Consider the following 13075-nt stretch of genomic DNA (forward strand, 5'->3'; position numbering starts at 1 on the left):
GGAAATATCTTCTTATTTTGTTTGAAAAGTCTTTTTGCACTCGACTTGTGAGGCGGGGCGAGCGATCGCCTTGTCTATGAAAAAGAGACCGATTGAAAATCATGGACGAGAGAGCGCAACGGATCATGCAGTATATTCTGACCTAGAGTTGCTAGCCGAGATGCCATTGCCTGCTCTGCGCAAGAAATGGCAGGCGTCATATGGTGACCCCGTGCCGAAGGTGAGTGCTACTGTATTGCGATTGGCGATCGCGTTCGAAATGCAAAAGTCTAGGTTTGGAGATTTGTCGCGGGAGGCAAATCGGCGGCTCGATTATCTTGCGCGCGGGAAGACGATTAGTTTGCCGCTGCAACCAGGAATGCGTCTCGTCAGAGAATGGAAGGGACGCCTGCATGTGGTTGTCGTGGACGCCGACGGCAGCCTGATTTGGCAGAAGCGCGCTTGGCGGTCACTCAGCGAAATTGCTCGGGCGATCACGGGGACGCAGTGGTCTGGGCCGGCGTTTTTCGGTCTTACTGAGAAAGCGGCAGTTGCATGAAGCGGCTGCGCTGCGCTGTATATACCCGCAAATCGACCGACGAGGGGCTTGGCCAAGATTTTAACTCGCTCGACGCGCAGCGCGAGGCCTGCACTGCATATATCAAGAGTCAGGCGGCCGATGGCTGGGTATTGATACCGCGCTGCTATGATGACGGCGGGTTTTCTGGCGGGTCTCTGGAGAGGCCTGCGCTGCAAGCGCTTCTGGCAGACGTAAAAGCGAAAAGGGTGGACATCGTGGTTGTCCACAAGATTGATCGGCTTACACGCTCGCTGCTGGATTTTGCGAAGCTTGTCGAGGTGCTGGAGGCGTCTGAGGCCAGCTTCGTATCAGTCACGCAATCGTTCAACACGACGACGAGCATGGGACGTTTAACGCTCAACATGCTCCTGTCTTTTGCCCAGTTCGAAAGGGAAATCACCGCAGAGCGAATTCGCGACAAGATTGCAGCTTCTAAGGCCAAGGGAATGTGGATGGGCGGAAATCCACCTTTGGGTTACGAGCCTGCCGGACGTAGCCTGAAGATCGTCGATGCCCACGCCAAGCTGATCGTCGAGATTTTCGAGCGCTATGTGGCAACCGGGAACGTGCGCTTGCTCGAGTATGAACTGGATCGAAAGCAGATACGGTTGCCACGGCGGATAGCTCTCTCAGGTCGAGAAACGGGCGGCGGAAAATTCTCGCGCGGCCAGTTATACAAGATACTTTCTAACCCGGTCTATCGGGGCAAGATTGCGCACCATGAGAAGTTGTACGAGGGTCAGCACGACGCAATTGTCGGGGCTGAGCTATGGAACGCCGCGCATCATTTGCTACGAACGAACCGGCAGGGTTATCACGCGACCAAGCGACCGAACGCGATATTGCTCGCCGGGTTGGTTGAGACCGATGACGGCAGGCGCTTCAAGTCGAATCATGCCTGCAAGGGACGAAAGCGGTATCGCTACTACGTGGTTGATCAGGCTTCGGATGCGGGCGTGCCAGGGAATCCGATGCGAATTCCCAACGGAGAGCTGGACGCGGCGGTCTCTCAACTAATTTGCAAAGAACTTCAGGATCCGTTCGCTCTGCTTTTCAAAGCGGACGTCGAACTGCGCCCGTCTGATATCGCGGGCCTCGAGCCCAGGGCGCAAGCCATGCTAGCCGCGGTCGATCAGCGTGACTATTTCACGGTCAGGTCTCTCATTCGAAAAGTGATCATCGGCTCATCATACGTTGAGGTTCAACTCGATGTGTCGGCGCTCCTAAATGGCCTGGCGATCGCAGGTGTCCCCCATGATGACACGATCGCATTGAAAGCGGCGGCGAGGACAATGCGGACAGGCAAAGCGGTCCGGTTGGTTCAACAAAATGGGCGTTCGCCCAACCGGGCGAAGCCAAATCTCGAATTGGCGCGCCATATTGTGAAGGCTCGCGAATGGTGGTCCGAGCTCAAAAGCGGGGACATCCGTATTGCCGACATTGCGCGGCGAGAGGGACTCAACCCTTCCTGGGTTTCTCGGATGGTGCGTCTGAACTTCCTCGCACCCGCCGTTGTGGAAGCAATTTTCGCAGGGACGCTACCAGACCATCTGGGACCCGACTTGTTGCGGCATCCAGACTTGCCGTTATCTTGGCAGAAGCAACTGGAGTTTTTGGCCGTAACGGCGCATAAAAACTAATTAAATCAAAGACTTGGCGGAGCGGGAGGGATTCGAACCCTCGATACGCTTTTGACGTATACTCACTTTCCAGGCGAGCGCCTTCGACCACTCGGCCACCGCTCCGCATATTGCACTGGAAGGCGCGCCCTAATCGCTTGGCGGGGCTTTCGCAAGTCGCATGGCCATGGCAGACAGGCGGCATGAAATATCTTCTGCTCGCCGCGGCTGCGGCATCGCTCGCCAGTCCCGTTCAAGCCCAGGAAGCGACTGAGGTGCCGTCGCCGGGCGAGATTGCGGCCGCGGCGCCCGCGAAGGACTGGGTTGCGATCCCGACGTCGGATCTGCTCGTGATGGACCTTGCGCCCGACGCCAAGGGCAAGGCGCGCCGCGTAGTCCTCCAGCTGATGCCCGCGCCGTTCAGTCAGGGATGGATCGGCAATATCCGCAAGCTCGCCGCCGCTCACTGGTGGGACGGCACCAGCGTCAACCGAGTGCAGGATAATTATGTCGCGCAGTGGGGGGACGCGACCGAGAAAAAGCCTTTGCCCGAGGGTTTGGTAACGGTACCGGAGAGTGAATATTCGGCACCGCCCCATATTTTGGTGGCTCATGAAACCCGTAGTCCGGCCTTGGCGCCGTCCCCGCACCGACCGCGCGGCGATGCGTACGCAGAATTCACCGGTTTTGTCGCAGGCTGGCCTGTCGCCTATGATCATCAGAGCGAATGGCCCATCCATTGCTATGGCATGGTGGGCGTCGGCCGTAACATGTCGCCCGATACCGGTTCGGGCGCCGAGCTTTATGCCGCCATCGGCCACGCGCCGCGCCACCTCGACCGCAATATCGCGCTCGTCGGCCGCGTGATCAGCGGGATCGAATATCTGTCCAGCCTGCCGCGTGGCACTGGACCGCTGGGTTTTTACGAGGATGAAGCCGAGCGCGTCGGGATCCGCTCGATCAGGCTTGCCAGCGACTTGCCGGCAGCGGACCAGCCGCGCTTCGAATATTTGTCGACCGACAGCGATGCCTTCACCAACTATGCCGACGCCCGCGCGAACCGCCGCGATCCCTTCTTCATCCGCCCTGCGGGCGGCGCTGATATCTGCAATATCCCCGTGCCGATCCGGCCCATCGCGGCGAAATAGGCGCGCGTGGAAGATTTCACCGTCACGACGCCGCTCTGGCGCTGGCAGTCGGCGACCGCGCCCGCAGCCTGGTTTTTCCTGACCATCGCGGGTGAGGCGGCAGATGGGATCCGCTTCGCAGCGATCGGCGGACAGTGGCTCGACGGCCGCAAGGGATTCGGGTCGGCAAAGGTCCGCGCGACCGTCGGTGATACCTGCTGGAATACGTCGGTCTTCCCGCACAAGGAAAGCGGCGGCTGGCTGCTGCCGGTCAAAGCGGCTGTGCGCAAGGCAGAGGGCTTGGCGGAAGGCGACGCGGTAACGGTGACGGTCAGTCTTTAAGTGCGTCGCCGGACTTTTCGTCGTGCGTCCGGGCTTCGCGCGTCTGCGCCTTGCGCTTGCGCAGGTTCGCGCGCAGCGCTTCCGCAAGGCGGCGTTCGCGCTCCAAATCGGCGGGGGAAGGCGTCTTGGACATTGCCGCGTCCATGCCCGCGAATTCGGCAAAAGGTCAAGCCTCGCACCTTGACAGGCGCGGGCCGCCCCGCCATAGGCCGCGCCTGCCCAGCGAGTGCGACGCCGCTCCGGGCCCGGATGCTGCTGTAGCTCAGTGGTAGAGCGCACCCTTGGTAAGGGTGAGGTCGAGAGTTCAATCCTCTCCAGCAGCACCATTCTACCCCTAGAAATCCCTGATTTCCGCCCTTCTTGGCCTTCCACTGCTACACAAATATGCTACATGGAAGGCATGGAAATGACCTATGCGCTGAGCCGTAATAAGCGTTCGTCGAAGTGGCAGTTTCGAAAGCGGTACCCGTCCGACGTGGCGAGAATCCTCCCCGGCGAGTTCATCAAGTCGACAGGGGAAGAGGACAAGAGGGCGGCGCAGGCGCGCGTGCCCATAATCGCGGCGGAGTATGAGAGGCGCATAGCGGAGGCCCGCGCGAAGCTTGCGGAGGCGCCGCCGACCACACTATCGGACGCGCAGGCGCTCGCGATGGCCGCGAACTTCTATCGCTCCGCGCTTCCCTCCTACCTTGTTACGCGGCCCATTGGTCAGCTGGAGCAGCGGCAGCTTCTTCAGGACACCCGCGAGCGCCTTGAGGCCACCCGTGAGGCTCTCGGGCGCAATGAGTTCGGCATGGTCGCCGCAGCGGCCCGAACGGCAGCGCGAGGGGCAGGGGTGGAACTCCCTGAAGATTCGCCTGCAATGGATATGCTCCGCCGGTGCCTTATGCTGGCGTTCGTCGAGCTGATGCGCGCCGCCGTGGCTCGCCTCGAAGGCGCCCCCGACTATTTGCCGCAGGGGCTGCCATTGGATGCCCCGGCAGTTCCGGCACCGACCGCAGCGGCCCCTAAGCGGACCATAGAGGCCCTTCTGACCGCCTATGAAGCCGATAAGGCGGCGGGTTGGAGCAAGGCCAGCGCCAATGCGTTCGGGCCGGTTTCGCGCGTTCTGCGCGAAATGTTCGCCGACCGCGAAGTCGGCACGATCACCCGCGAGGAGGCCAAGGGGCTGGTGAAGGTGCTGGAAGGCCTGCCGGTTTCCTTTGGTCGCCGAAAGGAGCTAGCGGGGCTTACCGTGCCGCAGATGGTCGAGCGGGGCAGGGCACTCGGTCTCCCTCTTCTTGCCCCGAAGACGATCAACTCCAAATACCTCGTCAACGTCGCCGCCGTCTTCAACTGGGCGGTAACGGAGCAGTGGATTGCATCCAGCCCCTTCAGGTCACTTTCGGTCTACGATCCGGTGGACGCTGCAGACAAGCGCGATCCGTTCAAGGTGCCTCAGCTCAATAAGCTGTTTCGCTCGGGGCCTTGGCAGTCCCCATGGGCGGAAGATGGGCGCTCGTCGGGCGAATATTGGGTGCCGCTGCTATGCCTCTTTCATGGTCTCCGAAACGGCGAGGCTGCCGGTTTACGGGTGGCAGATGTCGGCGAGGAATCCGGTTTCGCGGTGCTGCATGTCCGGCCCTACGGTGGGCGGACGTTGAAGACGAAGGAGGCGCGGGCAACCCTCCCGATTCACCCCGAGCTAATCAGGCTCGGTTTCCTGTCGTTTGTCGCGGCGCAGCGTGAGGCAGGCGCGGTGCAGCTGTTCCCCGACTCCGATGTCGGCGGCAAGCGCGAGGTCGGCGGGAAGATCGGCGCGCGCTTTAGCCGCCATGTTCAATCGCTCGGGCTGGAAGGGAAGCGGCTCGGTATGCACTCATTCCGGCACTCGTTCGAAGATGCGACCCGCGAGGCCGAACTGGCGCCTAGAACAGCCCTTGCGTTGACCCGAAGGACGGAGGCGGGGTCCGGCAAGTCCTATGGCGACGGCATGTCTACACGCCAAAAGGCGGAGGCGCTGGGGAGGGTGGCCTATCCGGGTCTCGACCTCTCGCACCTTTATCGAAAATGACGCCGTGAGGGGGCCGTTTGGGGCCGTGGAGGGCATTGCTCCGCAACCGCCGCACAGCGCCGAAGTGGAGCTTAATCGGCTCGACGAAGCGAACCGAGGTCGCTTAGGAATACGCTATGGCGAGTCACGACAATATTATTCCTGAGGAATCCTTCAAACAGGACACTACGCAGGGCATTGTAGAGCTGCACCTGACTGGCGGCGTACGCGCTATTGAAGACGGTAACCGGCGGTGGATTTGGCATCCCGTGCTTTCTGGCGGAACCGTGCAGGCATTGGAAGCTTTGCCCATAAATCGGATCGATCAGCACGCCGGACGTGTCGGCCTTCTGCTTTTTGGGGGCGATCAGCAATCAGGTCTAGAAGGCTCGTTAGTGTCGCGGTCTTGGACTCCCCTTAACGGTGCCCACGATGGCACATTGCAGCCTGCCGACCTGTGGGGCGCCATTGCCGGTAATGCGGACAAAGCGGGTGATGAAGCTTATGCGCGGGTTGCAAGGTATATTTCTTTCACCCTCCACGCGGCGGGTATTCGTTTGCGCGATGCGTCGGACGGGTATCGCGCACAACTCCTCCATGCTGTAGAGATGAACTGCCAACACGGACGTCGATACGCCAACATTCCGATGCGAGATATTCAGCTCGCATTCCATTCTGTCCTTTCAGAGCTTGCAAGTGCGCGGGACTATCTCGCCAAGCTGTTAGCTGGACGTCTTGGTGCGCCTCAAAAAGTCGATGCAATGCGCAGCTTCTCGGCGTGGCTCGACAAGGCGCAGCAGGCGCACCTCCGCTCAGAACCGGTCGTTGCTGAGATGCTCGCGGCATACGACGCGACCTCCGCAGACCCTTGGCTACATCAATTGACGGAGTACCGGAACATATTCACTCATCGTCAGCCGATGGGTTCAACGGGACGACCGCAGTGTATGGTATACGAGATCGTGACTGTTTCAGACATCGAATACCCCCGGATAACGTTGCCGCTGTCTGATGGGGACGCTGCGGCGCACGGGCAAGACGCGCTAACCCGCTTTGTCGGATTGTACCGATCCATGATCTCTCTTTCAAAGCTTGCTGCGGCTAATGCGCCCTATAGTACTCAATTGCCCAGCTTCGAGGTACGGTGATTTGCCCCCCGCCGCCTTCCTGCCCCTGACGGACGACCAGAAGGTCGATGCAAGGGCGCTTCACGGCTGGCTGGGGATCGGTCGGGACTTCTCCAACTGGATGCGGAAGCTGATCGACGACTACGGCTTCGAGGCCGGGGAGGACTATTCGCCCGTTTTGGCGAAAAGTTCCGGAGGCCGTCCGAAGAAGGACTACCTCCTGTCCCTCGACGTCGCGAAGGAAATCGCGATGATCGGCAACACCCCCAAGGGCAAGGCCACCCGCCGGTACTTCATCGCCGCCGAGAAGGCTGCCGCCGCAACCACAAGCTCCGCACAATCGAGCTGGACGGCCAGCCGTGGTTCCACGCCACGGACGCCTGCCGCATTCTCGGCCTACGTCTGGAAGGCGGGACAAACCGCCACCTCCGCCGCGTTGAGGCGGATGAGAAGCGGACTATCACGCGGACTAGCACCGCGAGTGCTGGTCAGTTCATCGGCACCGCCAGCATGGCCTCTGCCGTTACCGAAAGCGGCCTCTACAAACTCATCATGCGCTCAGACAAACCGGAAGCGGTCGAGTTCCAGAACTGGGTGACCCGCGAGGTGCTTCCTGCGATCCGCCGCACCGGCGGCTATGTCATGAAGGACGCGAACGTCGGCGCGGTGCTGGACCAGCAGCCCGCCAACCCCGCTTTAACGCATTCGCGCTATCCATCTCAGCGCCGCACGGGACGCTAACGGCTCAGCGACCGCCTTCCGGTGCCCCGTGCGGTACCCCTCAGGCCCGTACCATGATACCATGACACCGTGACGACGGCTTTTTCGTCCGCACAACGCTGCGCGCGCCTGCAGGGCTACTACCCTACCCGAAATCACCCGTGCGGACCTGAGGGGCCGGAAAACCCGCCCAGACGGCCACGAATAAGTCAGGACCACTGATGAGGGAAACCCTGCGACAGAGATGCCGTTGCGGCAAAGTTGACCGCAGGCCTATCGGTCGCCCATGATCGCGGCCTTGGCAGAGGAGGGACCGTGAACCGCCATCTCGACGTCGCCGCATCTCTTGCCGCACCTGATGCCTAGGCTGTGGCCTGATCCTCGCGACCAGCGTCCAATCAGCTGGTGGGAAATCGCGTTCGTGTCGGTAACGACGGCGGCGGGAACGGTGGTGATGGTAGTAAGCTGGCTGCGCTGAGGCTCAGCAAATCAGCGGTATCGGGCGGTAGGTGCAATTAGTCAGGACTATCGGACAAGGGAAACCCTCCGTCCCCGGTCAGGATATTTAAGGTATACCTTAAGGGCACCCTCAAGACCCCCTGACCGTTCCCATGGGTACCTATGGGAACCTCCTCCTACATTCCCTTCAACCACCTCCCACATCGGGGTGCGTAAGGCGGTGGCCGATGGCCGCTGCCACTACTGCGCTGCTCGTCGAAAGAGGTGTCGACCTAGGAAATCATCACCATGACCGAAACTGTAACGATGGATTACCACGGCAAGCCGCTCCGCTATGTCACGAAAGACGGGGAGCCGTGGTTTGTGGTCTCAGACCTGTGCCGCATCCTCTCAATCTACATGCGCGGGGGCAAGCCTCGGACGAAGGAGGCCATGCGGCGTCTGCGCCCCTCTGCGAAATCCCTGCATCCGGTGGAAACATCTTGTGGCCCCCGCCTCGTGGGCATCGTCAACCGGGATGGCCTGTTTGACCTCGCCTTCTGGGCGAAGCAGCCTAAAGGCCCCGAATGGTTCGTTGGGCGCGTTCAGGACGCCCTGACCGCCTAAGATCACTCGCCCCTGAGGAGGGGCCTAGCGCCCTTCCTCCCGCTTCATTCCAGATCGGTCGAACTCCCTGCAGCCTGATTAACTGCGGGTCGAGTTCCCGTAGCCCCCGCCCGTGCCTCACGCCTTTTTGTCGTGGGCGCTGGAGCGCGGCGGGGGCGCCCTATTCCGGCCTGAGCCGGATACATCCCCCTGACTGCAAATCAGGGGGATGGTCTCGCCGTGGCCCCAGCCACACATTCCTCCATGAAAGAATAACGACAATGAGCGACGACAATAGCGGCACTCCCGCCGCAGCACCCTACACCGGCCCCGACTATGGCCTTGGCGACGACAACGCCCTGGCACATGAACTCCAGCAGCGCGACTGGCGGAATGAGCCGCGCACCCACAACCTCTCCCGCATGGGCCTCCGCAAGGCCCCTGAAGCGCCGACACTCGCCGCCCTATCTCCCGAAATGGCGGCGCCTATGCCCGCGAGGTCCGCAGCCAGTGGACGCAGGACAATCGCGAGCGCGAGGACCGCAACGCCCACGGCATGATGCTGAGGGTGAACCCCTCATTCCATATCCGTACAAAACCGCCTAACGGACGTTACGAGGATTTGTAAGGAGCCTGAACCATGTGCCGCGTTGTCGCCTATTACCGCGTTTCGACCGAAGGGCAGGGTCGCTCAGGCCTCGGGCTGGACGCCCAGCGCCATGCCGTCCACGCGCTATGCGATGGCCGGGGATGGGAGGTCGTCACCGAATATACGGAGGTGGAGAGCGGCAAGCGGAATGACCGCCCGCAGCTGGAGGCTGCGCTTGCGGACGCCCGCCGCACCGGCGCCAAGCTCGTTGTTGCGAAGCTCGACCGGCTGAGCCGCAACGCGGAGTTCACCCTGAGCCTGCGTAACAGCGGTGTCGATTTCGTCTGCGCCGACAATCCCGACGTTAACCGGCTGACCATCGGCCTGCTCGCCGTCATCAATGAGGACGAGCGCGAGCGGATTGCTGAGCGCACCCGCGTTGCCCTTCAGGCCGCAAAGGCCCGTGGGGTCCGTCTGGGGAACCCGAACAGCGCCGCTGCGCTGCGGAGGGCGGCGAAGGGGAATGGGGCGGCTGTGGAGGCGGTGAAGGGGAACGCTGAGCGGTTCGCTGCGGACCTGAAGGGGACCGTGGGGGAGATAATGGCGAGCGGTAAGACCTCGCTCCCGGCCATCGCCGCCGAACTGAATGACCGGCACATCCGGACGCGCAGAGGTGGGCGGTGGCATGCGTCCAGTGTGCGCAACATTCTAGCGCGGCTATAAGGCGGCGTATCAGTTTCTGTCTCTTCTCTTCTGGCCCTGCTTTTTTTAGATTGCGGCCAGAGCGAGATTCCGGGGAGAGAAGAGATTGGTTACTACGGGAGACATTTGGCAAGGCGACACCCTTGACCGTCAGAAGGACGGCGACACGGTCTATCGGTTCGTAATGGCGGAGATCAAAGCGCGACGGCGGAGAGGCCTCACCGCCTCCTACGTCCTGAACATCGACGCCGAATGGGGCCATGGGAAGAGTTTCTTCTTGAACCGCCTTTCTACTCAACTTGCACTAGACGGACACGCGGTCGCCACGGTCAATGCATGGGAGAATGATCTCACTAACGAACCGATGGTCGCCGTCATGTCGGCAATCGAAGATGCATTGAAGCCACACCTCTCGAAGGGTGAAGCGGTCAAGAAACACTGGAACAAGTTCGTGCGCGCGAGCGGCCCATTGGCAGTGGCTCTAGGTAAAGGCCTCGCCACGAGCTTAGTCAAGAAACATGCCGACGGGTTTCTAGACGCTATTGAAGAACATCTAGGCTCAGGCTCTTCGCAATCACCTTCGAGAACCGAAGAGGATTCTTCTGTCATCGGAGACGGTGTCGCGCAAGTGATCGAGAAGATAAGCGACGATCTGACAGCGGGCTTGATCGAAGCTCACAGGCAGCATCTCTCGTCAATTAAACAGTTCAGGTCTAACCTAGCTGCCATCGCGGCCAGCATACGGACCAACGAGCATCCTGACGCCCTCATATTCATTTTGGTCGACGAGCTGGACCGTTGCCGCCCGAACCACGCTATCCAGCTTCTCGAATCGATCAAACACCTCTTCAATACCGACGGGATTGTGTTCCTCATCGCAACGAACACCAATGAACTGGCTGCCTCCGTGAAGGCAGTCTACGGGAACGATTTCAACTCTAAGCGGTACCTTCTCCGCTTTTTTGACCGGACATTCCGGTTTCGCGAGGTGGAGATGAAAACCTTCATCTCAAATCTCTTCGACGTATACGGAATTGATCCGAAGGAGTTCGGTTCGCCCCAACTTGAAACGATCCACTGCACAGCCAGCTACTTCGCGGCGTTCGCCATGTCCTTAAGAGATATGGAGCAGTGCTTCGAGATATTCGCAACCGTCCACGCCTTGTGGGAGCACCCGGTTCCTCTCCAGTTGCCGCTTCTATGGCCGCTCATTTATACGAATCACGCCGGACAGCTCGACGCGTTCGACACCTTGCGAGGCATCAACAGGCACATCTCGGTCCTCGATCTTTTCGATTCCAACGTGACTGTCCATAAGCGGACTCAACGCGATTTTACCTCCGGTATCGTTCACCATATCGACGCGACGGTAAGCGATCTAACTGAGGCGTACCTAAATGGATATTCAACGCCTCTTCACGAACTCACAGTGAACTCCGGATCATCAATAGCCCGTCGCATTGCCAACGAGTATTTCACGGCCGAGTTTGGTCAGCTCTATGGGAATCGATACAGCCTAAACGAACCGCCATTTTCCGTCATCAATACCTATGCGGACCACGTCAAGTTGGCCCTCCAGTTTAAGTCATCGAACAATGACGCAGCGGGGGAAGATAAATGAAGGTGGTTCCCTCGTCGCCGGCCTTGCAGCTCCCCTACAGGACTGCTACACAAATGCCCGCAAGTGGTTGTCCATAAGTGGCAGAAAACCGCGATTTCTTGGGGTGAATCTGCGAGTTCAATCCTCTCCAGCAGCACCATTCCCGACTTGGCATCGACGTCGAGGCGGGGCAACCTTAATCGGGGCAGGGCCGTCCCGCACAATCAATTGGGCCCATCCCCGACGACTGGAAAGCCGACCTACCTGAGCGATAGCAGAAAGCCACGCTGCGCCGAGCTGGCCAAGCCATGTGACCAAGGTGATACTATGTTAGCGCTTTATGACCGATTGGAATGGAGGAGGACTTTGCGGTTGGCAGGAGCCATTGGCGCCGTGGCGGCGGCTATTACTAGCGGAGGGACGGGGCAGGCGAGATCGAGTGGGGGGGCGGTGTCGATCCTCCAGTTCATTCCAGCCGAACAACATCGGGCAATCCAAGCGGGGACGTCGCGATATGATGCTACATCGGCAATTCATATGGCGCGCGATGCCGTCGATGGAACCGGGGCAGCGCTGATCATCCCGCCCGGCACCTATTTTGTCGGCGAAGTGAAATTTTCGGGCAGCCACTATCGCATCGAAACTCAGGGGGTGACATTCCGTCAACGCCCAGGGCTGACCGGCGACGATCAGCTTCATCCCATCATCACTTTCACCCGTGACGCGCACGACATCAGTTTGGGAAACATTCGGCTGGTTGGTAATATCGCGACCGATCAGGGCGAATATTCGCACGGCATTGCAGTCTCTTCGGCCGATAACATTACCATCGGCGATGTATATGGGGAAGATATTCGCGGAGACGTCCTCTATACCTATGGACGGACGACGAGCGAGGCAGAGATTCAACGTAATCTTGTTACCGGCGTTATCAGCGGCCGTAACATCTTTCGATGCATCGTTGCCATGGCTGGCGGCGATGCCCGTATCGCAGGCATCGTGCAAGATGGGCCGATCGGATACCGTGATTTCGACGCAGAGCCAAACAGCGGCGGCGCCTATCAGCCGGTTACGGCGCATGTCGGCTTCGTCCGTGGATCGGTCGTCCAGATCACTTCCGACGATCCGCAAGTGGTGAATTTCGACGTGGTCATTGACCACCTCGACCTCGATGGCCGCCGGATCGCGAATTCGGTTCCGGCATATCGCAGCCACGCGGGCGCAAATGCCATCGCGCTCAGTATCAACCGCGTAACTTCGGTTCGAATAGACGAACTTTCCGTTCGCAACTATCCAAGCTATCCGATTGCGCTTTTCGATCGCTGGCGTTCGATCCGCATAGGAACATTGGAGTATCGTAACAGCAATACGGTCGAAACGACATACAAAACGATTGTCTTGCAGCACGGCAGGGCAGGCGAGGGCGTGCTGGCGATCGACAGGATCGTCGGTCGGCTCGCCGATCCTTCGCGCATGGTCTTGCGCGCCGACCGTGGATCACTGCACGTAGAAGTTGGCCAAATGGACGATCCCGGTGGCATTCCGGGCTTATATCTTAGCGGCCGGATCGGGGGGCGCGCGCTGAAATCGAAATCGGCGCCATAGCCGCTGGGA

12 protein-coding genes, 2 tRNA genes and 1 pseudogene are annotated in these 13075 nt (G+C 60.1%); 13 read left to right on the forward strand and 2 right to left on the reverse strand.

All coding sequences use genetic code 11. The features are described from left to right. Window positions 1–76 precede the first annotated feature (76 nt). Together ATE59_RS08595 and ATE59_RS08600 are read left to right on the forward strand one after the other, a co-directional pair. Window positions 77–538 carry a DUF2924 domain-containing protein gene (locus ATE59_RS08595; protein ID WP_082657357.1) on the forward strand — a complete coding sequence of 154 codons (462 nt, stop codon included), beginning with the start codon at window positions 77–79 and terminating at the stop codon, window positions 536–538. Continuing rightward, window positions 535–2199, forward strand: coding sequence for a recombinase family protein (locus tag ATE59_RS08600; protein WP_058812058.1), 1665 nt, complete (start codon window positions 535–537; stop codon window positions 2197–2199). Before ATE59_RS08595 ends, ATE59_RS08600 begins: the two co-directional genes overlap by 4 nt. Window positions 2200–2213: 14 nt before the next feature. Here the strand turns inward: ATE59_RS08600 and ATE59_RS08605 are convergent. After that, window positions 2214–2304: transfer RNA gene (locus ATE59_RS08605), tRNA-Ser, on the reverse strand. Between the two features lie 77 nt (window positions 2305–2381). On the opposite strand from ATE59_RS08605, the gene ATE59_RS08610 reads away from it, so the two are divergent. Both ATE59_RS08610 and ATE59_RS08615 read left to right on the forward strand, forming a co-directional pair. Then, complete coding sequence (locus ATE59_RS08610) at window positions 2382–3326, forward strand: peptidylprolyl isomerase (RefSeq protein ID WP_058812059.1); 945 nt, start codon at window positions 2382–2384, stop codon at window positions 3324–3326. A 6-nt stretch (window positions 3327–3332) separates the two neighbouring features. Next, the gene (locus ATE59_RS08615; RefSeq protein ID WP_058812060.1) at window positions 3333–3647 is read left to right on the forward strand and encodes a DUF1905 domain-containing protein; all 315 of its coding nucleotides are present in this window, start codon (window positions 3333–3335) and stop codon (window positions 3645–3647) included. On the opposite strand, the gene ATE59_RS17800 is transcribed toward ATE59_RS08615, so the two are convergent. Then, on the reverse strand, window positions 3637–3792 hold the full coding sequence (locus ATE59_RS17800; RefSeq protein ID WP_156416745.1) for a hypothetical protein: 156 nt from the start codon (window positions 3790–3792) through the stop codon (window positions 3637–3639). The two genes, ATE59_RS08615 and ATE59_RS17800, sit on opposite strands and share 11 nt — an antisense overlap. A 106-nt stretch (window positions 3793–3898) precedes the next feature. Between ATE59_RS17800 and ATE59_RS08620 the strand changes: the two genes are divergently transcribed. From ATE59_RS08620 to ATE59_RS08655, 9 genes and pseudogenes are all read left to right on the forward strand, one after another. Continuing rightward, a tRNA-Thr gene (locus ATE59_RS08620) sits at window positions 3899–3973 on the forward strand. 80 nt (window positions 3974–4053) lie between these two features. Continuing rightward, complete coding sequence (locus ATE59_RS08625; RefSeq protein WP_156416746.1) at window positions 4054–5700, forward strand: site-specific integrase; 1647 nt, start codon at window positions 4054–4056, stop codon at window positions 5698–5700. Between the two features lie 116 nt (window positions 5701–5816). Continuing rightward, window positions 5817–6827 (forward strand): hypothetical protein, encoded by a 1011-nt coding sequence (locus tag ATE59_RS18205; protein WP_231737219.1) that lies wholly within the window; start codon window positions 5817–5819, stop codon window positions 6825–6827. Further along, window positions 6784–7059 (forward strand): annotated as a pseudogene (locus ATE59_RS18380) (antA/AntB antirepressor family protein); the annotation flags it as partial. The gene ATE59_RS18205 and the pseudogene ATE59_RS18380, both read left to right, overlap by 44 nt. An 86-nt stretch (window positions 7060–7145) precedes the next feature. Further along, complete coding sequence (locus tag ATE59_RS17980; RefSeq protein WP_082657359.1) at window positions 7146–7547, forward strand: BRO-N domain-containing protein; 402 nt, start codon at window positions 7146–7148, stop codon at window positions 7545–7547. Window positions 7548–8273: 726 nt separating this feature from the next. Further along, window positions 8274–8591 carry a BRO-N domain-containing protein gene (locus ATE59_RS08640; protein WP_058812063.1) on the forward strand — a complete coding sequence of 106 codons (318 nt, stop codon included), beginning with the start codon at window positions 8274–8276 and terminating at the stop codon, window positions 8589–8591. Between the two features lie 619 nt (window positions 8592–9210). After that, a complete protein-coding gene (locus ATE59_RS08645) occupies window positions 9211–9882 on the forward strand; it encodes a recombinase family protein (protein WP_058812064.1) in 672 nt (223 codons plus the stop codon). An 85-nt stretch (window positions 9883–9967) separates the two neighbouring features. After that, complete coding sequence (locus ATE59_RS08650; RefSeq protein ID WP_058812065.1) at window positions 9968–11482, forward strand: KAP family P-loop NTPase fold protein; 1515 nt, start codon at window positions 9968–9970, stop codon at window positions 11480–11482. A gap of 516 nt (window positions 11483–11998) precedes the next feature. After that, entirely contained in the window at window positions 11999–13066 is a 1068-nt protein-coding gene (locus ATE59_RS08655; protein WP_058812066.1) for a hypothetical protein, read from the forward strand. Window positions 13067–13075 lie beyond the last annotated feature (9 nt).

Origin of the sequence: Sphingopyxis sp. A083, assembly GCF_001468495.1 — a bacterium.
In the GTDB taxonomy this organism is placed as follows: Bacteria; Pseudomonadota; Alphaproteobacteria; order Sphingomonadales; family Sphingomonadaceae; genus Sphingopyxis; species Sphingopyxis terrae.